29 protein-coding genes and 2 tRNA genes are annotated in these 22,525 nt (G+C 36.5%); 16 read left to right on the top strand and 15 right to left on the bottom strand.

The window, feature by feature from the left end; all coding sequences use genetic code 11:
* Positions 1-397: hypothetical protein (locus RSA43_00805; GenBank protein ID MEG2495827.1), on the bottom strand; the 397-nt coding region annotated here is incomplete at its 3' end.
* A gap of 430 nt (positions 398-827) precedes the next feature.
* Between RSA43_00805 and RSA43_00800 the strand changes: the two genes are divergently transcribed.
* Positions 828-1,493 carry a hypothetical protein gene (locus RSA43_00800; protein ID MEG2495826.1) on the top strand — a complete coding sequence of 222 codons (666 nt, stop codon included), beginning with the start codon at positions 828-830 and terminating at the stop codon, positions 1,491-1,493.
* 6 nt (positions 1,494-1,499) lie between these two features.
* On the opposite strand, the gene RSA43_00795 is transcribed toward RSA43_00800, so the two are convergent.
* Positions 1,500-2,708 (bottom strand): hypothetical protein, encoded by a 1,209-nt coding sequence (locus RSA43_00795; protein MEG2495825.1) that lies wholly within the window; start codon positions 2,706-2,708, stop codon positions 1,500-1,502.
* A gap of 164 nt (positions 2,709-2,872) precedes the next feature.
* Between RSA43_00795 and RSA43_00790 the strand changes: the two genes are divergently transcribed.
* Together RSA43_00790 and RSA43_00785 are read left to right on the top strand one after the other, a co-directional pair.
* Positions 2,873-3,544, top strand: a complete 672-nt coding sequence (locus RSA43_00790) for a thioredoxin domain-containing protein (protein MEG2495824.1) — start codon at positions 2,873-2,875, stop codon at positions 3,542-3,544.
* 3 nt (positions 3,545-3,547) lie between these two features.
* Entirely contained in the window at positions 3,548-3,973 is a 426-nt protein-coding gene (locus RSA43_00785; GenBank protein ID MEG2495823.1) for a disulfide bond formation protein B, read from the top strand.
* Here the strand turns inward: RSA43_00785 and tgt are convergent.
* Both tgt and RSA43_00775 read right to left on the bottom strand, forming a co-directional pair.
* On the bottom strand, positions 3,957-5,075 hold the full coding sequence (gene tgt, locus RSA43_00780; protein MEG2495822.1) for a tRNA guanosine(34) transglycosylase Tgt: 1,119 nt from the start codon (positions 5,073-5,075) through the stop codon (positions 3,957-3,959). The genes RSA43_00785 and tgt overlap by 17 nt on opposite strands.
* A 7-nt stretch (positions 5,076-5,082) precedes the next feature.
* Positions 5,083-5,772: a queuosine precursor transporter gene (locus tag RSA43_00775; protein ID MEG2495821.1), complete on the bottom strand. Its 690-nt coding sequence runs from the start codon at positions 5,770-5,772 to the stop codon at positions 5,083-5,085.
* Between the two features lie 84 nt (positions 5,773-5,856).
* Between RSA43_00775 and RSA43_00770 the strand changes: the two genes are divergently transcribed.
* Complete coding sequence (locus RSA43_00770) at positions 5,857-6,810, top strand: membrane dipeptidase (GenBank protein MEG2495820.1); 954 nt, start codon at positions 5,857-5,859, stop codon at positions 6,808-6,810.
* Positions 6,811-7,026: 216 nt separating this feature from the next.
* Here RSA43_00770 and RSA43_00765 read toward each other — a convergent pair whose 3' ends face one another.
* From RSA43_00765 to RSA43_00745, 5 genes are all read right to left on the bottom strand, one after another.
* Positions 7,027-7,911, bottom strand: a complete 885-nt coding sequence (locus RSA43_00765; protein ID MEG2495819.1) for a hypothetical protein — start codon at positions 7,909-7,911, stop codon at positions 7,027-7,029.
* Positions 7,912-8,686: 775 nt separating this feature from the next.
* A complete protein-coding gene (locus RSA43_00760) occupies positions 8,687-9,163 on the bottom strand; it encodes a hypothetical protein (GenBank protein ID MEG2495818.1) in 477 nt (158 codons plus the stop codon).
* Between the two features lie 104 nt (positions 9,164-9,267).
* Complete coding sequence (locus RSA43_00755) at positions 9,268-9,996, bottom strand: ABC transporter ATP-binding protein (protein MEG2495817.1); 729 nt, start codon at positions 9,994-9,996, stop codon at positions 9,268-9,270.
* A gap of 37 nt (positions 9,997-10,033) precedes the next feature.
* Positions 10,034-10,107 (bottom strand) — tRNA-Ile (locus tag RSA43_00750).
* Between the two features lie 5 nt (positions 10,108-10,112).
* Positions 10,113-10,185: transfer RNA gene (locus RSA43_00745), tRNA-Ala, on the bottom strand.
* Positions 10,186-10,771: 586 nt separating this feature from the next.
* Here RSA43_00745 and RSA43_00740 point away from each other — a divergent pair.
* From RSA43_00740 to RSA43_00725, 4 genes are all read left to right on the top strand, one after another.
* On the top strand, positions 10,772-11,056 hold the full coding sequence (locus RSA43_00740) for a hypothetical protein (protein ID MEG2495816.1): 285 nt from the start codon (positions 10,772-10,774) through the stop codon (positions 11,054-11,056).
* Positions 11,057-11,166: 110 nt separating this feature from the next.
* On the top strand, positions 11,167-11,628 hold the full coding sequence (locus tag RSA43_00735) for a hypothetical protein (protein MEG2495815.1): 462 nt from the start codon (positions 11,167-11,169) through the stop codon (positions 11,626-11,628).
* A 246-nt stretch (positions 11,629-11,874) separates the two neighbouring features.
* On the top strand, positions 11,875-12,093 hold the full coding sequence (locus RSA43_00730) for a hypothetical protein (GenBank protein ID MEG2495814.1): 219 nt from the start codon (positions 11,875-11,877) through the stop codon (positions 12,091-12,093).
* A 64-nt stretch (positions 12,094-12,157) separates the two neighbouring features.
* Positions 12,158-12,472, top strand: coding sequence for a hypothetical protein (locus tag RSA43_00725; protein ID MEG2495813.1), 315 nt, complete (start codon positions 12,158-12,160; stop codon positions 12,470-12,472).
* Position 12,473: 1 nt separating this feature from the next.
* On the opposite strand, the gene RSA43_00720 is transcribed toward RSA43_00725, so the two are convergent.
* The 5 genes from RSA43_00720 to RSA43_00700 all read right to left on the bottom strand — a co-directional run bounded on the left by RSA43_00720 (position 12,474) and on the right by RSA43_00700 (position 14,815).
* On the bottom strand, positions 12,474-12,803 hold the full coding sequence (locus RSA43_00720; GenBank protein MEG2495812.1) for a hypothetical protein: 330 nt from the start codon (positions 12,801-12,803) through the stop codon (positions 12,474-12,476).
* Between the two features lie 2 nt (positions 12,804-12,805).
* Positions 12,806-13,525, bottom strand: a complete 720-nt coding sequence (locus RSA43_00715; protein MEG2495811.1) for a ParA family protein — start codon at positions 13,523-13,525, stop codon at positions 12,806-12,808.
* A gap of 128 nt (positions 13,526-13,653) precedes the next feature.
* The gene (locus RSA43_00710) at positions 13,654-13,902 is read right to left on the bottom strand and encodes a hypothetical protein (GenBank protein ID MEG2495810.1); all 249 of its coding nucleotides are present in this window, start codon (positions 13,900-13,902) and stop codon (positions 13,654-13,656) included.
* Between the two features lie 64 nt (positions 13,903-13,966).
* The gene (locus tag RSA43_00705; protein MEG2495809.1) at positions 13,967-14,173 is read right to left on the bottom strand and encodes a helix-turn-helix domain-containing protein; all 207 of its coding nucleotides are present in this window, start codon (positions 14,171-14,173) and stop codon (positions 13,967-13,969) included.
* A 21-nt stretch (positions 14,174-14,194) separates the two neighbouring features.
* A complete protein-coding gene (locus RSA43_00700; GenBank protein ID MEG2495808.1) occupies positions 14,195-14,815 on the bottom strand; it encodes a tyrosine-type recombinase/integrase in 621 nt (206 codons plus the stop codon).
* Between the two features lie 329 nt (positions 14,816-15,144).
* On the opposite strand from RSA43_00700, the gene RSA43_00695 reads away from it, so the two are divergent.
* Positions 15,145-15,342, top strand: coding sequence for a hypothetical protein (locus RSA43_00695; GenBank protein MEG2495807.1), 198 nt, complete (start codon positions 15,145-15,147; stop codon positions 15,340-15,342).
* A gap of 211 nt (positions 15,343-15,553) precedes the next feature.
* Positions 15,554-15,832, top strand: a complete 279-nt coding sequence (locus RSA43_00690) for a hypothetical protein (GenBank protein MEG2495806.1) — start codon at positions 15,554-15,556, stop codon at positions 15,830-15,832.
* On the opposite strand, the gene RSA43_00685 is transcribed toward RSA43_00690, so the two are convergent.
* Positions 15,818-16,504 carry a hypothetical protein gene (locus tag RSA43_00685; protein ID MEG2495805.1) on the bottom strand — a complete coding sequence of 229 codons (687 nt, stop codon included), beginning with the start codon at positions 16,502-16,504 and terminating at the stop codon, positions 15,818-15,820. The two genes, RSA43_00690 and RSA43_00685, sit on opposite strands and share 15 nt — an antisense overlap.
* A 216-nt stretch (positions 16,505-16,720) precedes the next feature.
* Between RSA43_00685 and kdsB the strand changes: the two genes are divergently transcribed.
* The 6 genes from kdsB (at position 16,721) to pgl (ending at position 22,515) form a co-directional block, all read left to right on the top strand.
* Positions 16,721-17,479 carry a 3-deoxy-manno-octulosonate cytidylyltransferase gene (gene kdsB, locus RSA43_00680; GenBank protein ID MEG2495804.1) on the top strand — a complete coding sequence of 253 codons (759 nt, stop codon included), beginning with the start codon at positions 16,721-16,723 and terminating at the stop codon, positions 17,477-17,479.
* Positions 17,480-17,723: 244 nt separating this feature from the next.
* A complete protein-coding gene (locus RSA43_00675; protein ID MEG2495803.1) occupies positions 17,724-17,864 on the top strand; it encodes a hypothetical protein in 141 nt (46 codons plus the stop codon).
* 73 nt (positions 17,865-17,937) lie between these two features.
* Complete coding sequence (locus RSA43_00670; protein MEG2495802.1) at positions 17,938-19,572, top strand: CTP synthase; 1,635 nt, start codon at positions 17,938-17,940, stop codon at positions 19,570-19,572.
* Positions 19,532-19,984: a Holliday junction resolvase RuvX gene (gene ruvX, locus RSA43_00665; GenBank protein ID MEG2495801.1), complete on the top strand. Its 453-nt coding sequence runs from the start codon at positions 19,532-19,534 to the stop codon at positions 19,982-19,984. The genes RSA43_00670 and ruvX overlap by 41 nt, the downstream gene beginning before the upstream one ends.
* 9 nt (positions 19,985-19,993) lie before the next feature.
* Positions 19,994-21,505 (top strand): glucose-6-phosphate dehydrogenase, encoded by a 1,512-nt coding sequence (zwf, locus tag RSA43_00660; GenBank protein ID MEG2495800.1) that lies wholly within the window; start codon positions 19,994-19,996, stop codon positions 21,503-21,505.
* Between the two features lie 245 nt (positions 21,506-21,750).
* Positions 21,751-22,515, top strand: coding sequence for a 6-phosphogluconolactonase (pgl, locus tag RSA43_00655; protein MEG2495799.1), 765 nt, complete (start codon positions 21,751-21,753; stop codon positions 22,513-22,515).
* Positions 22,516-22,525: the final 10 nt, after the last annotated feature.

Below are 22,525 nucleotides of genomic sequence, written 5' to 3'. Positions count from 1 at the left end.
GTCGTGTAGTTGGCGGTATATCTAATACGGTAAATAATACGGTTGGCAGTATATATGATGCAACTTCCTTAGCAGTTGAGGCAACAGTTGATGGCGCGCCTAACGCAGCAAGTAGTTTAGTTGTTGGTGTATCTAATGTAGTAACCGGCGCAGTCGGCAGTGTATCTAACGCAGCAAGCAGTGTAGTTGGCGGTGTGTCTAGTGCAGCAAGCAGTATAGTTGGCGGTGTATCTAATGTAGTAACCGGTGCAGTTGGCGGTGTGTCTAACGCAGTAATCAGCGCAATCGATGGTATACGCCCTGCACCGATACGAGTGATAGCGGAAGGCGGCAGACGACGAAGACGACGAAGACGATAATAATAGTTGGTTTTGTCTTCATACATTCTCGAAGTCATGCTATGCAATCTCGATTACCATTTATTGGGATCAATTCTGGTTATCCGGATCAGTTTTGGATTTGTGTTTATTAATTCGGAATCGGAAACGGAATTAGCTGAGATGGAAGTAAATAATGCTTCATAGGAAAGCGCTTAACCGGTCATTATTTTAGTAATCATTTTTCTATGCATAATTAATTCATAATATTAATTATATTGTAAATTTAATATTTTAATTCATTTACATAAATTATTTTTTTAGATACACTCCGTTTAGCTTTTGTGTTCCGGTGCAGTTGTATATGACTATTTAGTATTGATAATCGAAGAAGATCGATTAAAGGTGCTGTTTAGATTAAGGGATATCCAAAGCTATAAACGGGATTGACAGCTTATTTCGACCTCAAGATTGCAAAAGGGTCTCTGTCTTTAAGAGTACTTAATATTAATGATTGGTTCGTCGACTTATAATTTTTTCGGTCCTTCTATCAATCCCACATCTTCTGATGTTCTCAGCTTTAGTGAAAGAGAAAGTCTTCATAATGAGGTCTTGAAAATTTCAAAAATTTGGGGTTCCGTAGCTGTTTTCACGGCGATTCTTATAATAACCGGTTTAATTCTTCTTTTCGGAGCTATTTTGATAATAGCCTTTTTATCTTCTGATATTAATGTTTTGACTGATGTTGTGTTTCCGATTATTTTACCTACGATAATAACTCTAATTGTTATAGGTGTTCCTTTAATTATTTTGATTTTAAAAAATCAAAAGAAAAAAAATGCTATTTCTAAACAAATAGCTCAAGCTGAGCTTTCTATGATTAAAGGATTTTATGATCAGAATCCTATAACAAAGCCGGATAAAAGATTGATAGGGGACTTTATAGAGAAAAATGTTTTGATAAGTAACAAAAACAAATTTTATCTTATCGAAACTTTAGAAAATATAAAAAAAGAATTGCCACCTAAAAAACAACGTAAGAAAGAAGATCAAGATTTAATCACAGGTATTGAACGAGCTCAAGAAAATATTAAATTGTCGACACAGGCCAGAAAAAGAAGAGACGATAAAGAAGCCAAAGAGCAAGAGAAAAAGCTCAAGAATAAAAAAACATAAAATATTTTATTCCGCTTCTTTGGTCGTGCCACCTCTTAATGAGCAGATGAAGATAATCAATCCTGTTGATAATACATAAAGAAAATCATTCGAACGGGGGAAGATGTGAAAGATTGCGGGAGATATTATTAAAAGAAAAGCAGGTATAAGATTGAAAAATCTTATAAATCTTAGATGTTCGGAAAAAGATAAACTCGTAAATATTGTAACAACGATTCCTATGATGGATATAAATGTTTGAAATCCCGGCTTCATTATGAATTGATTTGAAAAAAGATTTAAAATGATTCCCGTGACTAAAACGAGAATCAAATTCAAAGGACAAGAGACTCCTTGAAAGGTGTGTTTGATATGTCTTGAAAAAGATTCGTGATTTTGTTCCTCCCATAGGATAGATTTTCTATAAAACTCGGATCCCGAAATAATTTTTCCAACCAAAGATAAAGATATCGATTCTTCTTCTTTTTTTCTTATATATATATAGTTCAAAGATGCTCGCATTTCATCAATTTCCAAAGTTGAGGATAGGAGTGCAAAGAAAGAAGCTATCAAAAACAAGTATGATCCGTATATTACGGAAGCCACTGCCAGTAAGATGCTTAAGGATAGAGTTATCGTAAAAGTCGAAAAGACGATAAGCGGTCTTACGTGCCATCGTCTTTTACTACCGGATACATTAAGGATTAAACTTAAGCAGGATAAAGTAAAGATCCAAGACAAGAAAGAGCCTGAATAGATTCCTATAGAATACCGGGTTATAATTAAAACAATCAGAGAGAAATAAGATTCGACGCATCTTCTTCCGAAACACGATGGATTATAAGAAAGATTATCTGGGATGGTAGGCCCGATATCGAGTTCATAAGGCCTGGAATAAGACGTGTATCTTATCGCGAGCATCATAAATCCGAGAAGGCTGGAATTGGCGAATACGGTAGGATTATATTCGATTGTCGATGAATAAAGGATGAAACATCCGATGAGACTGGAAAAGATATCGAATTTAGAGCTGAAACAAGAGCAACAGGAGCATAAAACTAATAAAAAACCTAAAGTTTTATCAATGACAATGTGATAAACGGAAGTATAACCTAGAGATACCGGAGAAAAAAATAAACAGCAACCGATAGCAACAAGAGATAAATTAATTTTCAGTCTTTTTATAAAAAATTGACGTCTCAAAGCTCGGCATTCTTCTTCTTCATACAAAGACATCGTTAATCCTTATAAAAGGGTGATATTATTCACGATTAGCTTTACACCATGTTTTAATGTGAAGATAAACTTGTTTCTTTAACTCAACAAGAAATAATTTTTTTATTTTTTTATAATCACATTTTTTTTATTACTAAAAAAAAACAGAGAATCAAGAGGATCGAATGAAATCGTCTTTCAGAAAACTTTTTGTAATAACGGCTTCCGTATTCTTTGTTGGATTGTTGGTACTTATGATTCAATGGAAATTAACTTTAATACCTCCAAAAACGAGTTCTCAAATTATAATAAATAAAGATTTCACTATAGGTAATTTGAATTCTAAAATTAATGTCACGGTATTTGAAGAACCGTCTTGCGATAATTGTTTAAAATTTTCTGATGATGTTTTTCCTCGGATTAAAAAACGATTTATCGATACGAATTTAATCTCATATACTTTTATTCCTCTTTCTTTTTTATTTGACTCCGAACCTGCGGTTTTAGCCTCGTTATGCGTTCTTTATTCGAATCCTTCCGTTCCGAATACGAAATTATTTATGAAATATTTTTATAATCTCTTATCTACTGAGAAGACTGAAGGACAAGCATGGGTTACCGATGAAATTCTTATTAAATGTGCTTCCGATCTTGAAATTGATTTCTCTGAATTAATTTCATGTGTCAATTCCAAAAAATATCTAAGTCAATTAAAAGCCAATAATGCTTACGGAGAACGTCTAATGGGAAATAATCTGGCCACTCCCACGGTTTTTATAAACGGTAGGATGATTGAAGATATTTCTTTTGATGAGATCAGTCGAGTGATATATCAATTACAAAAGTCGGAAAAATAATCAATGAGAAAATATTTTTTAATTCTTGCTTGGATAATAAGTTGTTTCGGAACTCTTATAAGTATTTATTTTAGTTACATCCTTAAAATCGAGCCCTGTCTTTTATGTAATTATCAAAGAATATGTCTCTTCCCATTGACGATTATTTTAGGGACAGCATCTTATTATGATTTTTTTGGTATTAAGAAATATGTTTTTCCTTTACCTATAATCGGAACTTTTATAGCCCTATATCAAATCATTCTTCAAGAAATCCCAGGAATGCGTTTGGATATTTGTAGTGCAAACAGTGTATCATGTTCAACTAAAATCTATATTTTAGAGCCCATAACCGTTCCTATGGCGTCTTCGGTTGCTTTTATAGTCATTACATTTTTATTGATTGTATCCGAAAAATCGACGGAATCTAAAATTAGAGCTCATCGGTAACGATTTTTTGTCTGAATATTTTCATTAACTCATTCATGTAATGAAGATTATGAATGGAAGCTAAAGATAATCCATTCAATTCGTATGCTTTAAATAAATGATGAAGATAACCTAAAGAGACCGTTTTACAAGTATGACAACAACATGCAGAATCTATAGGAGAAAGATCTTCCGAATATTTTGACTGTTTAATTTTGATGAAACCCTTTTCTTTAGAGAAAATCATTCCATGGCGAGCAGCTTTTGTTGGATAAGAGCTGTCGAAAGAATCAATACCGGTAGCGATCAAATTTTGAATCGAAAACGGATCTCCAATCCCTAATAAATGACGAGGTTTTTCGGAGGGTAGGTGACTTGTTATAAAAGTAACTATTTCTTCTACGTCCTGTCTGTTTTTTCCGACACTGCCCCCTATAGCAAAACCATCGAAATCGTGATCCGATACAAAACAACACCCTTCTTTTCTTAAAACTTTATTCATTCCTCCATGAACAATACCGTACATGGATTGGCCTTGAATATTTTTTTTATGGGAGTCCAAAGAACGTAATTCCCATCGATATGTTCTTTCACAAGATTGAATCAGCTCCTGTTCTCCAATATGGTAAGGGGGGAGTTCATCGAAGGGAATAATAATATCCGCTCCCAAATCTTTTTGAGAGGCTATCGAGATTTCAGGCGATAATAAGATTTGTCTGCCATCTCGATACGAACGAAATAAAATACCTTCTTCGGATATTTTAACCACTGAGCTCGAAGCTCTTTTTTTTCCGCAACTTTTAATTTCTTCCGCTACCGAACCATACGCGAGACTAAAAGCTTGAAATCCTCCCGAATCCGTTATTAAAGGACGGTTTCTTTTCATAAAACCGTGCAAACCGCCCATTTTTTTTATGACCGAAGTTCCGGGCTGAAGCATAAGATGATAAGTGTTGCAAAACATCAGATCAATATCGGAAGAATCGATAACTCCTTTTAAAGCGGCATTCGTTCCCACCGGTACGAATGTCGGCGTCTCAATAATTCCATGAGAAGTTTCAATAAGACCTAGTCGAGCTCCGGATTTTTTGGAACAATGTAATACAGTGAATTTTAAAACCATATGTTAGCTATTTTTTAATAGGCTGAATATGCAAGAGTACTGAGGATAAACTTGATCCGATTAAAACGGCAATTCCTTTTGCTAAAATACCGACAATTATAAGTGACCAGACATTAGGTACCAATCCGTATAATCCCATATAGGAAAAAATGATGGTGTCTAAAATTTGTGAAGAAAGAAGAGAAAGAGCGGAACGAGCATTAAAGTATTTTCTTTTCCAAGATTTAGTCAAAAAAGAAAAAATCTTAATATCGAAAAATTGGATCAGAAAAAATGTTCCAAGAGAGGCAATCGTCGTTCTTAAGGAAGGCAGTAATAAAAATGAATATTTTTCCTGAGAGCAGTCTGTGTCCGAAGGTATGAACATTAAATGAAGAATAGAAAAAAATAAAAACCCTAAAGGTATGATAAGAGAAATTTTCGTTATTTTACGAGCAGACTCAATATCATAAAATTCTCTTACCATATTAAGACAAGACAAAAATCCTATGACAAAGGCATCACAGGCTGTAATTTCGAGTCCGAATAAATAAATACGTTTAATGATAAAGAGATTCATTAATATTACCAGAAGTATAAGCCAGCCGGTAACCCATTCAAGCCCTTTTTTAATACAGAAACAATTTCCTAGTGCTATAAAGGTTATTTGAAAACAAAATAAAATAAGATTTTTATTAAAAAAAAGATCCTGAAACACAATTTCTCTCACACCTATAGATAATTAAGGACATAAAAATGTCCTATTGTAATAGAGTAGGTGTTTATAACTGCACAAAAATTTATGGCATTAGTTGATCTTCATTGTGATTTATTAAGTTCTCCTCAAGAACCGTTATTCTCCAATCAAGGTGTTAGGTCCGGTATTCGATGTTCACCGGAACAAATAAGAAAAGGGAGAATTTGTTTTCAAATATGCGCCGTATTTTCCGAAACAAAGAAAGGATCTTATAAAGAATCTTTTATTCAACACGAATTATTTAGAAAATTACCCGAGAAAACATGCGGACGAATGGAAATATTCGATGGTTCTCAGCAGCTTTCTTTTGAACGTACTCTTATAAAAGAATCTATTGAAAATGCTTCCTGTTTATTAGAAGAGGATGAACCGTTGGATTTACTTGAGGACCGGCTCAAGTTTTTTTTAAGTAATAATGGACTGGCTTATGTTGGGCTAGTGTGGAATTCAGCTAATAGATTTGGTGGCGGAACTTTAACAAAACAAGGATTGACTTCTGACGGAAAATATTTGTTGGATCTTCTTAATCATTATCGAATTCCCGTTGATTTGAGTCATGCATGCGACTCTCTGGTTGATGATGTTTTGGATTATTTGAATAATAAAGCGACTCGAATTCAGCCTCTCGCCAGTCATTCCAATTTTAGGGAAATCGTACGGGTAAAAAGAAATTTATTAACTCATCATGCTAAGGAAATCGTTCGTCAAGGAGGAGTTCTAGGGTTGAATTTCGTTAAAAGGTTTTTGGGAAAAACATTCGAATCCGGACTATTTGCTCACATGGATTTTGCTATACAAAATGATTTTATTTCTTCTATTTGTATTGGATCCGATTTTTTCTTTTCTTTTCCCAGTGAAGACAAATTTTTTGAAGATTGTAATAATTCTTCTCATTTGATTAATCTCGATAAATTATTGACTGGTTCTTACGGAAATTTTCGTGATTCGGTGCTTTCAAAGACAGCTTTTGAGTTTCTATCAAAAACGGTAGCAACGTAATATCTTAGGTCCGGCATTAACTGTTAATGCAACATAATATACATTATCAGACGTTTAATTAATTGCCCCTAAGCACTCTTAAATCCCCCATCAGAATGCTCTTTCAAGAAGTGATGTGCAGAGAGAGAGAAAATTATAAGAAACTCATTGAGTGGATGGCTTAATTCCTCATAAGCTTGCAGCTGTCAAAGCAGCTACTTATTCATGATTTTCTTTCTATCTCTTTGCTTCTCCTTGTCGTCTTATCTCATGATTTTCTTGCTGTAGTTCATTATTTAATGTTATTAAATCATTACGTTCTTCCAGCAGTTTATCATATGCTCGTTGTAGAACGGCTTGTGTTTGCCTTATATCATCGCGTTCTTGTCGTAAAAAGGTTTGTACTTGCCTTAGAGCATCGCGTTCTTGTCGTAGAGGGGTTTGTGCTTGCCTTAGAGCCTCGCGTTCTTGTTGTATAAGGATCTGCGCTTGTCTTAGCTCATCGCATTCTTGTCTTAAAGCATCGCGTTCTTGTTGTAAAAAGGTTTGTACTTGCCTTAGAGCATCGCGTTCTTGTTGTAGAGGGGTTTGTGCTTGCCTTAGCTCATCGCATTCTTGTCTTAAAGCATCGCGTTCTTGTCGTAGAGGGGTTTGTGCTTGTCTTATATCATCGCGTTCTTGTTGTATAAGGATCTGCGCTTGTCTTAGCTCATCGCATTCTTGTCTTAAAGCATCGCGTTCTTGTTGTAAAAAGGTTTGTACTTGCCTTAGAGCCTCGCGTTCTTGTATTAAAGCCTCGCGTTCTTGTCTTAGCTCATCACATTCTTGTCTTAGAGTATTATGTTCGAGCCGTAATTGTTTTTTTACTTTTGAGCTTATAATGAATAATAATAAACAAAGACCTGCAACGACTAAAACAATGCCGATAGCTATTAACGTGAGAGGGCACATACCTGTAGCAGCAAGACACATAACAATTGCTCCGAGTGCTATTAATAACCCTCCACCTATCGTCATAAGAGATACACGATTGGTTTTAAACCATGTTTTTACGCCATGGCATGAACTGCTCGATGATTGCTGTACCGGTGCAGAAACCGGAGTAACGTTTGAAATAGACATATAATCTCCTAAAAATAAAAACATTATATACAAAAAAAAACTTTTTTAAATAGAATTAATAATAAGATTCTTAATCTTTATTAAGATTTTTTATTCTGTAGTAACCGGCGCAGTCGGCGGTGTGTCGCCGGAAATCAGTGCGAATGCTTCAATGAACTTGCGATGTTCCTCTTCGAGTCCTTCCCCGTCCCTAACCATTTCTCTTTGCAAAGCCTTGAACTGAGCAAGCTGTTGACTGGAAATGATGACCGCTTTCCATCTTCTATCGGTACTCCTAAGGCAACGCCTAACGCACCTCCTAAGGTAGAGAAACTCTACTAGTACCAACGGAAGATTGAATGTTAATGATTTATGATATTACTTTTGCTTTAAAAAGTAACGGATTTATGGGAGACGTTCCTCTCCTAACAAATTCATCGGCTTAAGGTTATCTTCTCGAATGGGTTAATTAAGAAATATTTATTGAAAAAATTAGGAGTCGGTCATTATCCGATTCCGTTTGCCGGAATCCTTAACATCACTAAGGCTTTTCAATTCATGACGGATAGGTGTTCCTTTAATTATTTTGATTTTAAAAAATCAAATTTCATTTAATGTCGATGGATTTCTTCAATGAACGCGCGATCTTCCTTTTTGAAAAGAGTTGTCTTTCTTACGCCGGAAACACCGAGAATCGAAACTATCTCGCTCTTATTTAGATGAAAAGAGGCGCCTTTGAATATCGATTTGTTCTTCCACGACATGGTTTTTTAATACAAGAACGCAACCTTTTGTACTAAAGCCACGCAACCCTTCGTACTAAAGCATCGCATTCCTGTTGTAAAAAGGTTTGTACTTTCCTTAAAGCATCGCGTTCTTGTATTAAAGCATCGCGTTCTTGTATTAAAGCCTCGCGTTCTTGTTGTAGAGTATCGCGTTCTTGTCTTAGCTCATCGCGTTCTTGTCTTATCCGTAGAAAATCGGATTCTCCTTCCCCTTCCAATTGTTTTTTTACTTTTGTTAAGCTTATAGTGAATAACAATAAACAAAGACCTAGAACGACTAAAACAATGCCTACTGCTATTAACGCGGGAGGGCATATACCTGTAGCAGCAAGACATATAACAATTGCTCCGAGTGCTGTTAATAAAACTCCAGCTATCGTCATAAGAGATACACGATTGGTTTTAAACCATGTTTTTACGTCATTGCATGAACTGCTCGATGATTGCTGTACCGGTGCAGAAACCGGAATAACATTTGAAATAGACATATAATCTCCTAAAAATAAAGATATTATATATGAAAAAAACTTTTTTTAAATAAAAATGATAAATCGAAGTTCAAACTTCTCGTATTCAATAACAAAGTATTTTACTAAAACGCTTCGAAAGCGTCCATTTTCGACTTAATCTTTCGAACAATATCTTCGTAACTTAAAGATTCTTTGTTTTTTTCATACACTTTTTCTATCGTATAATTTGTAATAATAAAAATTTTATCGGACAATAAGACGGCATCTCTAAAATCATGAGTAATGAATAGAATTCCCATCTCGGATTCATTAACTAATGATTTGATATAAGAATAAAGACTCTCTCTAGTAAAAACATCCAAGGAAGAAAACGGTTCGTCCAATAATATCAAATTTTTTTCTTGAATTAGAGTTCCGGCTAATGCTACCCTTTGTTTTAATCCTCCGGATAGTTCTTCCGGATAAAAATTTGCAAATTCTTCTATTTCAAGTTTTTTAAATAAATTTTGTGCTCGTAATTTTAACTTCCGACACGAGCCCGACCTTATCTTCTTTTTTTCGCCTAATTCTTTAAAAAGGAACATATTTTCCCAAGAAGTTCTCCAAGGAAGAAGAAGATCATCTTGTTTCATATAAGCAGCATATTCATGAAATTTTTTTGTCCCGTCACCCAAGCGGATAACACCTGAGTCAGGTTTAATGATTCCGGAAATCAGTTTGAAAAGAGTTGTCTTTCCTACGCCGGAAACACCGAGAATCGAAACTATCTCACTCTTATTTAGATGAAAAGAGGCGCCTTTGAATATCGATTTGTTCTTCCACGAAAAACAAAGTTCCGAGACATGGAGCACAACAAATACCGTTAAATCAAATAAATCAAAAAAAATGTGCGGCTACCAAGACTTGAACTTGGGACCTCGACATTATCAGTGTCGCGCTCTAACCAACTGAGCTATAGCCGCAAAGATGGAGACTAGGAGATTCGAACTCCTGACCTTCTGAATGCAAATCAGACGCTCTACCAACTAAGCTAAGTCCCCTTTGAAAGTTGCCTAAAGCATATATTAACAAAGCGTTTTAGTAAAACACTTTGTTATTGAATCCGAACGGAATTTCGATGTATTATATACGAATTTAGCTTGCGGGAACTATTGTTTGAAGCTCGCGATCCTTGTGTAGATGGTTATTTCGTCAGCTGTTGCGGGACTAAAAACAAATATTAGGTCTTTCGGAGAACATTCTAAGGCATTTGCTAAAGCGTAGATATTTTCTATCCAGTTCTTTCCCTTCGCTCAACCGATCCAACGTATTTTCAACGTAAAGCAATTCTTACGGGTGTGCATTTTCTGTTATGAGCCTGAACCATATTTCTCCTTGAAATAGATCGGGCTAAGTGTTTGTTACTCAGCAATCTATACGCTATGGGTGTGACTTTAAAACCCATAGTGTGTATGATTGTTTCTTGTTACTTTGAAAATTATTACAAACAACACTAAAAAATAACTAAAGTTAATGAATACATCCAAAGATTTGGACTACTTTAAAAACTTTACTTTGGATAGTAGTAGCAATTTTTGTTTTACCAATCTTAGTAGAAGATGCTAAGTCAGCAGGAGGCGTGTGTTTATGAGAACAAGTATATTTGTGGTTTTATTAGTGATGAGTTTGACGGCTTGTAATAATGACACCAATCAATACGACAGTGGGTATGAAGCTGCTTGGGATGGAAAAAAAGAGCCTTCTTCCATTTGGTCTACTAAAAATCAGAGGAACGGATATCAGGACGGTATTGCTGATGCCCATATGTATGATGAGGGATATTACGATGGCAAGAATAAACATAAACCGAAATATTTTAATGATGTATTCTACATGGATGGATTTAAAGACGGGAAGAAGCAAAGGCTTTAGGATGAATTTAGTAAATACGATAAAACCAGAAAATACGCATTTGGATAAAACACCAAAAACGTATACAATACTCCCGTTTGCGGGATGATTGAAACCTATAAAGGAAAAACATGATCAAAAGATGTCTTATTTTAACTCTTGCAGCCTTAGCCCCTTCGCTTTTGCCTGCTGCTACATATATTGGGAACTACAACACAAATCAGTATGACTCAAATTCCGTTAATAACCCTTATGGAAGATATGGAAGCAAGTATTCATCAGAAAGCATCAACAATCCATATGGAAGATATGGAAGCAAATATAGTAGTACTTCGGTAGCAAATCCTTACGCTACAGATGCGCCAAAGCTTTATGACCAGAATGGCAATTACAGGGGAAAGCTAAGCGCAAATAAGTATGATCCTGATTCTGTATCCAATCCATATGGAAGATATGGAAGCAAGTATTCATCAGAAAGCATCAACAATCCATATGGAAGATATGGAAGCAAGTATTCATCAGAAAGCATCAACAATCCATATGGTGCTGGAAGTCCATATTCATCTGATGTAATCAGCATATATGGCGAGTAAAAAAACACTCCCGTTTATGGGAAATTATCCAAACATTAATGGTGTAACAATGAAAAAGATTATATTCACGATTTTATCGGTGAGCTTGGTTGTAACGTCTTTCGGATATGCTGTATCCCAAGAAGACAAATTCCAAGAAAAAGCAATGATAATCCTAATCCATTTTTAGTTTTTGTTTACGTTAACCTGACAGCCTCTTTTGGGCATCCTGAATTTACCATGGTTTATCACAATCAAAGAAAATGCATGGTTGAAAAATTTGGAAATGCGATGGCAAATGAAATCGAACGAATTGCGACTCAAAAGACAATGAAGATTTATAAAGCCATGAATCAGCTTAGTGAGTCTGAAGACAAGATGAAAACAACATTCAATTTTCTTTTCGTTGAAGATGGAATCATTGGAGAAGATGCTGAGTTTGGAGCAGATTATTGGGAAAAGTTCTTTAACAAAAAAGATAGCTAAGGAAAAACAATTTCAGATGTAATCATACCTTTAGTTATTCGTTGCAATCATTGTTATTGCTGTTATGTGCCGCAAAAAAGATGGTCAGGATATTAAATCAAACGATAACAACATAATTGAAGTTAAGGAAAAAGGTCGGATCAAAAAAGCATTAACGTGGTTTTGGTCTTATAGAGAAATGAGGAGCATGATTGGAGCTTGTGTAGTTATATACTTTGCTTCCCTCATGCTAACCTCAAAGATAGAAATTAAAATGGCTCACGACGTTAATGGAAATATAAGAATAAATCATGATTTTTCTGGAAATATGCATAAGCCAATAAATCTTCAGATTTCAGACCCAGGATATCCTATAAAGGTAGATGTTAAAAACAAATAGGTCAATTTATCGGTCTACCAGTTTTAAGCTCTTCTTTCCTTTTAGGAAATGGGGCTTCTCTTTCTTCCTCTAAAGCATCCACGACTTTAGCAAAGGCTTCTTCTGCTAAAGATGCTAATGTAAGGCCAGGAGTCCAATACACAGCGTTTTTGATGCGCTCAATGACATCTTCAGAGATTTGAACAGTAATTCGTTGTTTTCTTGAAGATTTCTGCCTTATTTTAGGAGCTTGCTTTTCTTCTTCAAGGACAGCTACGGAAGTTCCATTATTCTCTGTTGTTTGGAATAGACCATCTAATGGGTTCTCTCCAATCGTTTGCCTTTTTGCCATATTTACTTCCCTTTTCTACGTTTAATAATTTCAGTGGCTAAACTACGATAATCTGTAGCCCCAGAACTTTTGGAGTCATAAATCGTAATAGGCTTTCCAAAAGAAGGAGCTTCAGCTAGTTTCACGCTTTCTCTTATCGTTGTTTCATATACCTGGCCGTTAAATCGCTTTCGTAAGTCAGCAATAATATCCTGTGAGAGCCTCGTACGCTTATTCACTCTACAAGGAAGAATGCCATCAATCTCAAGTGTAGGATTCAGCCTATCTTTTACAGTATTGATAGTATGAAGCAATTGAGCTAATCCTTGTACAGCCATAATATGCGTCTCTAGAGGAACAAGAACCTTGTGAGCTGCCGTCAACGCATTTAGTGACATAATCCCAAGCGTTGGAGGGCAGTCAATAAGGACATAATCCCAAGGCTTGTCTTTGAGACTAGCTAAATTTCTTTTTAGAATAGTCTCTGCTCCTACTTCTCCAGCAAGAGCCTTATCCGCACTAACCAACCAAGGAGATGAGACTATGATGTCTAACCCATCAACCCCTGTTTTGCATACAATATCTAAAATACTCCCATTTTCTGTAAATAAGGTAAATAGTCCCTTTGATGGATTTCTGAATCCAAGCCAGCTAGATGCCGAACCTTGAGGGTCAATATCTATAAGAAGAACTCTTTGTTTTTTTTCAGCAAGAGCGCTCCCAAGATTTACGAGCGCTCCCAAGATTTACGGCTGTCGTTGTTTTAGCTGTCGTTGTTTTAGCCGATCCACCCTTTTGATTCAAAATAGCCAGAATTTCCATAATCGTATCCTTTACCTAAAATACTTCCCTTTATGGTATATATTGTATTTTAACCGTTATCCATAATCTTTTTTATTAACCTATAGACCAAGCCGACTAAGCCATACAAAATCCAAAAGCCGAATACGAACCAAAGTCCACACCAAACAATTGAAAAAAGATAAATGTAAGTCCCTAAACTGATCCCTGAGTAATAAAAAATCGTTGGAAGAATGTTGTAGCCTATCAAAGCAAAGAACAATCCACCAAAAACCCCTATAACTTGTGCTACTATTCTTATCGTTCCAGTTAATTTCATTCTTCTTCCTCTTTTGGCTAACAATTTCTATTGCCGTAATTCCACCTTTACAGCAATCGAATCATTATTTGTCATTTGAGCTGCCTTTGTGACTCCCCTCATCAAAATGAGATTTAATGGCTGCACCAGTGGCATACCATTTTCTTCCCAGCTTCTTTCCTTTGAGTTCTCCTTCAGACAGCATCTTTCTTACAGTCTTTTCTGTAACACCCAGTATTTTAGCTAATCCAGCAACGTCATAAAGAGTGTCGTCGTCTATCTTCGTACTCATGGGTTATGTCCTTCTCTTCCTTTAAATAATTACGTAACGTTCAGCACCTGACTTGATGCGTTCATGGTTGTGAAAATAAATCATAGTCGTCTTTGGGTCAGAATGTCTTGCCATAGCCTGAGCTTGAATTAATGATGCTCCATTCTTAATGCTTAGGCTAACGGCTGTATGTCTTAATGAGTGAGCTGTGATCCTAGAATCATCAATATCAATCCTTCGCAGAGTCTCTTTGATAATCCAGCTAATCGTTCTTTCTTTCAGAGGCTCTCCATTCGTTCTATTAGATGTGCTAGAAAATAAAGGGTCTGTCTCGGATAAAGCTCCACGACTAGCAAGATACTTACGCAAAGGTCTTAAAGTCTCATCCACAAGCAAAACAAAGTCATCTTTGGAATCTCTTCCCTTTCCTTGGATTTGTAAAATAGCCTCGCCACTTTCTTGACGAAGATCGCCTACAGTGGCTCTAGAAATTTCAACTGTTCTTAAACCTGTTCGTACAAGTAGGTTGAAAAGAGCATAATACAGCAAACAATTGAAAACGGTTGGAGCCGTAGCATGCTTGAGATGTGGATTGAATCTGACCTCTATAAACGTCAAGGAAAGGCAATAACCAACTTTAAGAACACCCTTCCATCTACTCAATCAGATTTGGCAGAGCAAACCATAAAAGACCCATACAACTTTTCCTTTTTAGCTTTGGATAAAAAATATAGGGAAAGGGAACTTGAACAGGGACTTATGGATCACCTCCAAAAGTTCCTAATAGAACTAGGAGATGGATTCGCATTTGTAGGTAGACAATTTTGCATAGAAGTAGAGGGGGAAGATCACAAGATTGACCTGCTGTTTTATCACCTTAAACTTAGATGCTATTTTGTAATTGAGCTAAAAGCAACAGCGTTTGACCCTAGAGATACTGGACAAATGAATTTCTATCTATCGGCAGTTGATGAGCCAGACTGTCGACGGAAATGCTTTATGATCGCTGCTTAAGCCAACTAGCTAGAGAAGCTTTTGGAGACGTTGTAAAATTCTCCGTGTACACTCGCGAAGAATTGAAAGAACGGAAACGGGAAGAAGAAGCACGAACTTTCATTCCTATTCCTGATGATATGAAGATCTCTAATATTCTGTTTTCTCCGTTTGCTCAACGAAGACGCGAGGAATAAGCAACAAGCTTAAAACAATTCTTTAACCGAATCTCTTATGTTTCAAAATGGACGAGAAGCCATACCATGTTTTCTTGTCTGTATTGAATTAACTGGGGTATGGATGTGTTTTTTCTCACTCATTTTTAGCCTGATCGTTTAACCACAGTCTTTAAAATACATTTATGATAAATAAACGGAGATTCACACAAAAAAGGAAAAGGACGAGAGAATGAACGAAAAAGAACAAAGCTGGACATGTTGGATAACGGGAACCCCCGGTCCTTCACGTTCTTTCGGATTAGGTGCCGGAGGACGAACATACGACCGTAATTTCAAGGAAAAACGTCTTTTGCTTTTCAAGGCAAGAAACGGAACGTACGTTTCAGGAGGAAAACTCTCCGAGCCTTTCGTGTTTTTCGTGTTTTCGGAACAAACCCCTCTCGAAATGTCTCTTCTTTTCTCTCCTAAAAACACAAGGTCGGATGCCATGTTATTACGACGTTTTTAGGAAAACCTTTTTCCAATTCGTGGCTTTGCTTTTTGATGGTTCTTTCATTAACTTGAAGGATGAAATGAATTTGGGATAATCAACGCTATCTTTGCTCTCATTATCTTTGTAAACAACGAAAAGTTGATATAATTTATTGCCGGCCGAGATAAGCTCTCCTTTAAAAAAAATCTCTTCGTTTTTAACCCAGAACTCCAGAGCTTTAAACCCTTGATTTTCTTTTGCTTTCATAAGAAGAATTTGAGATTCAGGCAGCGCAGAAAGCATTCCGGAAAAACCTTCCTGAAGATTGATTTCCGGCGAAGACATATCGATTTGATTGGGATATTCCCATACTGAAACGACATAAACGGCGTCTTCATTCAGTTCGCTGACATAAGTATCATAAGTGATGGTTAAATTCGATTGAGGAATTTCTATAGTTTGTTTGGAATGAGCGGGAATCGTAGGAAGATCTATTGCGAATCCTTCGTCCTTGAATTTAAACGATTTCCATTCTTTTTCGCTTGTTTTGGAACCAATGGTAGAACGTTCACTCGTTTTCTTTTCCAGGATTAATTCTTTAGCTTTAACGATTCCCTTGCCGTATTCGGTAGCAAGACCGTTTGACGATGTCATAGCTAAACCTAAAAAAATGATCTTTATGAAACTTCTTCTACAGAGAGAGAGCATAAATTAAATCCAAAAAAAATAAATCAACTTATTAGTAATATAACAATAATATAAATTATTTTAATAACAGGATTATTAAAATAATTATAATCTAACATTAGTCATGTCGTTGTCATACTTGTAATCCGTAGTTCCATTTTTAAACTTTTATAAAAAAAATCTTGTTGATAATCATATTATCAGGAATATTGTCACTTTTTCACATAGTGGTATGAAATGTCTTCTTCTGAAGACAAGCAGTTTTTTGGAAAGGTTCTCGGAATTATTCCTGCTAGATGGGGAAGTTCACGTTTTCCCGGAAAGCCTTTAAGTTTGATTGCCGGAGTACCTTTAATTCAAAGAACCTATGAACAAGCCGTACGATCTAAGAAGTTAGATGACCTAATTGTAGCTACCGATGACGATAAAATTTATGATTGCGTTATTTCTTTCGGCGGTAAGTGCGTGATGACCGAAATGGAGCATCCGACGGGAAGTTGTCGCGTTGCTGAAGTTGCGGAGAAGTATTGCCTTGAAGCTCAGATCATTGTCAACATTCAGGGGGACGAGCCTTGTTTAGAGCCGGGGTCGATTGACGCTTTAGTGGAATTTATGCTTGATGATGAGCGGACTGATGTTATAACCCCCGTTTTTTTGACTTCCGATTCCGAAAAAGTTTTTTCGATGAAAAGGGCCAAATGCGTTCTCGATTCCTTGGGGAATATTGTATACTTCAGTCGTCAGTCCATTCCGAGTTTAAAACGAGATAATGACTTTTTTTATTACGTCCATTGTGGAGTATATTGTTTCAGAAAGACGTTTTTGGTTTCGGTTTGTAAAAAACCGAGAACCGACTTATCGATAGTCGAAGATTTGGAACAGTTGTCGTTTTTGGAGTACGGAGGAAAAGTCCGTGCATTAATCGTAAACGGCGAATCCCCTGCCGTAGACTATCCCGAAGATATTGAAATTATAGAAAAATTGTTATTGTATTGATGTTTTAGCAGAGCCTTATGCTTGATGTTACACCCGTGCTTCCTCTGCCCATCGTGTTTTTGACTTCCAATTCCTACAAGATCTTTTGAAGAAATAAATGACCGGGAGAAAAACACGTCCATACCCTAGTTAATTCAATGACGGAAATGATCGGTTTATTTAAAGGCGGGTCAGCCGATGCGTTATCGATTCTTCAGAAAAGTATACTTCAGTCATCAGTTCATTCTGGGTTTAAAACGAGATAATGACTTTTTTTATTACATCCATTATGGGATATTGTTTCAGTAAGACATTTTTGGTTTCGATTTGTAAACAACCGAGTACCGATTTATTGATAGTCAAAGATTTGGAACGGTTATCGTTTTTGGAGCGGTCCGTGCATTAATCGTAATTGTAAACGACGAATCCCCTGCCGTAGACTATCCCGAAGATATTGAAATTATAGAGAAATTGTGATCATGTCGTTTAAGTGCATCTTTGTAACAGGAGGCGTTATCTCTTCATTAGGGAAGGGATTAACGGGAGCCGCATTATCCTTACTTATCGAAAAGAGCGGCATAGTTACCGCAATGTTAAAATTGGATCCCTATCTTAATGTCGATCCGGGTACGATGAATCCGTTTGAACACGGAGAAGTATACGTGACGGATGACGGTATGGAAACCGACTTGGATCTGGGACATTATCACCGATTTACTTCAGGTAAGCTGTCTAAAAATTCTGTGGCTACATCAGGACAGATATACGATAAGGTATTGAAAAAAGAACGTCGTGGAGATTATTTAGGAGCCACCGTTCAAGTTATTCCTCATATTACGAATGAAATTAAGGAACGCATTCGGCTTTGTGCCTCAAATACCGGTGCTCAAGTTGTTATAGTCGAAATAGGCGGTACGGCTGGGGATATAGAATCCTTACCTTTTCTCGAAGCCATCAGACAATTTTGTTATGAAAACCCTTCGAACTGCTTAAAACTTCACATGACTTACGTCCCTTATTTAAAAGCGGCCGGAGAAGTAAAATCGAAGCCCACACAACATTCGGTACAAACCTTACGCAGTATTGGAATTATTCCCGATGCCATTCTTTGTCGTTCCGAAATACCTTTATCGTTAGATATCAAAGCTAAAATCAGTTTATTTTGCAGCGTTCCCATAAAAGCCGTTTTTGACATACCCGACGTTACCGATACGGTTTATGAACTTCCGATTCTTTTGCACGACAGACAATTGGACGATTTTGTTCTTTCGGGATTGGGATTAAACTCTAAGACGGATATAGATCTTTCGGACTGGAAACGATTGGTATATAATACAAAACACCCGAAACAAAAACTCACTATAGGAATAGTCGGAAAGTATCTTCAACATAAAGATGCTTATAAATCCGTTTTCGAAGCGCTTATTCACGCCGGACTGTCTTTAAATACCTTAGTTGAAATTTGTCCTGTCGATGCAGATTCTTTCGAATATGAAACTTCTTTGATAGGTTGCGACGGTTGTTTGATTCCCGGAGGATTTGGTGTCAGAGGTTGGAAAGGAAAAGTCGAAGCTGCTCGTTATTGTCGTGAGCAATCGCTTCCCTGCTTCGGGATTTGTTTAGGTCTTCAGATCATGGTAATTGAGTTTGCTTTGAATGTTCTTGGGTTGGAGGGAGCTAATTCTACGGAAAACGATCCTGAAACGGCTCATCCGGTTATTTGTCTATTGGATTCCCAACAGGAGATCCTGGACAAAGGAGGATCTATGAGATTGGGTTCATTCCCCTGCCGATTAAAAGAAAATTCAAAAGTTTTCGAAGCTTACGGTCAGTCAATAATTCATGAAAGACATAGGCATCGTTATGAAATCAACAATCGATATATCACAGAAATGCAGAGTAAGGGGTTAGCGGTTACGGGAGTTTATGAACAAGAGAATCTTTGTGAAATCATAGAGAATCAAAACCATCCTTGGATGATTGGAGTTCAGTTTCATCCGGAATTCAAGTCTAAACCGATCACTCCGCACCCTCTTTTTTATAGTTTTATAGAGGCCGTTTTGAATAAAAAGGGTGTTTCGTCTTTATCGGAGGTTTCCCATAACGAACGATAATTTTCTTTGTATTGATTACGGTTTGAAACGCTGGGGATTAGCTTATGCCGATAAGAACCTCTCCCTATCGCTTCCCTTAGATCCTTATATGTTTACGACACAACAAAAGGCTTTGGATTTTCTTGGAGAAATGATTAAGAGGTACGGCATCGGTTGTATTGTCTTAGGTAATCCGATAAAGATGAACGGTACCCAAGGAACTCTTTGCGAAGATGTTCGAAGATGGAGTGACCTTATTGAAAATTCATTAAACACGAAAGTTGTTTTGTGGGATGAAAGATTATCTACGGCTCAAGCCGAAAGAATTTTAAAAGATGAGCATAAATTAACAAGAAAAAAAAGGATTAATAAAACCGATTCCTTATCGGCGGTTGTTATTCTGGATAGTTTTCTTGAAAACAAAAATTTCTAAAGGATATGTATGCAAACAGGCTGTTTTCAACCTTCTCCTTGTATTTTAGTTATTTTCGGAGCCACTGGAGATCTAACTTCTCGTAAATTAATTCCTGCTTTATACAACTTAAATAAAAGCGGAAAACTTCCCTCTTCTTTCGCCTGCGTGGCTTTTGCCAGACGAGATAAGACTGATGAGATTTTCAAGGAAGAGCTTTCGGAATCCTTAGCTAAAACTTCTTCGAAAGAAATTGATTTCAAAGCATGGAACGATTTAAAAAACCGTATTTTTTATCATCGGTCTTCTTTTGACGATCCCTCCGGATATATAGGTCTGAAAATTTTTCTGGAAAAACTGGATATTACCGAAAAAACTAAAGGGAATCGTATCTTTTATTTCTCTACTCCCCCTAAATATTTTCCCGAAATCATTAAGAATTTAAAAGATCATAATTTGATTTATGATTCGGAAAAAGAAAAAAATAAATGGTCTCGTATAGTTGTCGAAAAACCTTTCGGAAGAGATTTACAAACAGCTAAGGAACTTCAACGTAATATCAACGACAATATAAAAGAATCGGAAATTTATAGAATAGATCATTATCTAGGTAAGGAAACCGTTCAAAATATTTTAACGTTAAGATTTTCCAATATGATTTTCGAATCCTTTTGGAATCATCATTTCATCGATCACGTGGAAATTACGGTGAGTGAGTCAATAGGCATAGGAACTCGAGGCAATCTATTTGAGGAAGCCGGTATTTTGAAAGACATGATACAGAATCACATGATGCAGTTATTGTCTCTAACGGCGATGGAACCGCCGTCCGGATTGGAATCGGAAAGTATAAAAAAACAAAAAGTTTCGGTTTTGAATGCCATAAAACCGATTGTCGAGAAAGACTCTTTTCCGGTAGTTCGAGGGCAATACGCATCCGGATCTGTAAACGGGATCTCAGTTAAGGGCTATAGAGAAGAAAATGATGTATCCCCCAGCTCTATCGTAGAAACATATGCCGCTCTTAAACTTGAAATAGACAATCCCAGATGGAAGAATGTGCCTTTTTATTTAAGATCGGGAAAACGATTAAACTCCAAGCGTTCCGAAATAGCCATATTCTTTAAAAAAGCCCCATATAATCTTTTTCCGAACCAGAAAAGCTGTCCTCAAAACGATCTTTTTATTATCAGGGTGCAACCCGATGAAGGAGCAGCTCTCCAAATCTATTGTAAAATTCCCGGTACGACGAATCTTTTAAAGCCCGTACGAATGGACTTCCGCTATGACGGGTATTTTGAAATTACTGCTCCGGAAGCCTATGAGAAATTATTATATGACTGTATGTGCGGAGACAGAACTTTATTCACGGGACAAGAAGAAGTTATGGCTTCATGGAAACTGTTTACTCCAGTGATAGAGCGTTGGCAGAACGACACGTCCGATACCAAAGATTTTCCGAATTACGCTGCGGGAAGTTCCGGTCCTAAAGAAGCAGATCAATTGATTAATAGAGACGAACGGTGCTGGTTGCCCTTATAGTCATGATAGGCATGGACACTTTTGTCGGTGCATCTTCTCTGTTGTTGTGAGCAACTCATCGTACGTAAGGATAAGAGATACCTCATCTAAACCAAGAAATACATAAGATTAGAAGCCTAACAACAGAACCACGGAAAAAAAAATTATGGCAACCGTTCAAAATATAAATTCTTATTCAATTCAGGAATCTTAAAAAAAATGCTTCCGGTATCATCTCGGTTTTATTTTTCGAAAGGTTAAAATTTATGGTCAGATTCGTAAACTTTGATGAAAAAAATAAAATCTTTCTAACCGACGACTATACCGAATTCCTACATTTAACGGCTGCTGATTGGATTACTGAAGCTCGTTATTCCTGTAATGATAAAAATTCCTTTTTCGTTGCTTTATCCGGAGGAAGAACTCCTTTGGAAATTTTCAAAAATATTGTTAAAGAAAAAGAATTTTTACCCCCTCCGGAAAAAATTTTCTTATTTTGGAGCGACGAAAGGAATGTTCCTGACGATCATTCCGATAGTAACTATGGGAATGCCATGAATGAATTGTCGAATCTTAATATTCCTGAGAATAATATCTTTCGAATGAATATGCAAGACACCCCCGAACAATCGGCCATTGCTTATAATGAGATCATAAAGCGAAAAGTTCCCGATCGAACTTTCGATTTAGTGATGTTAGGTATAGGAACTGACGGACACATTGCTTCTTTATTCCCCGGTACGAAAGCTTTGGAAGAAAGAGAAAAAGATGTCGTAGCTAATTTCGTACCTTTCTTAAATACTGAAAGGATTACATTAACGCTTCCTTGCATAACCCGAGCTCGTCAAGTCGTCATTTATGTTTCCGGCGCCGATAAAAAAGATATTTTGAAGCGTCTTTTTGAAAAAACTATAACCGAACCCGAAAATGTTGTATTGCCTGCAAAGTTATTAAACCATTCACATTCACCCGTTAAATGGTTTATCAATAAGGATGCTTATGATACCAATACCCTCTCAATTTTCGAATAAGTCGGAGTAA

The organism is Victivallaceae bacterium, from assembly GCA_036659455.1.
GTDB lineage: Bacteria > Chlamydiota > Chlamydiia > Chlamydiales > Chlamydiaceae > JAVXCN01.
Note: the sequence above shows the minus strand (reverse complement) of the source record. Positions and strands in the feature narration are given on the sequence as shown.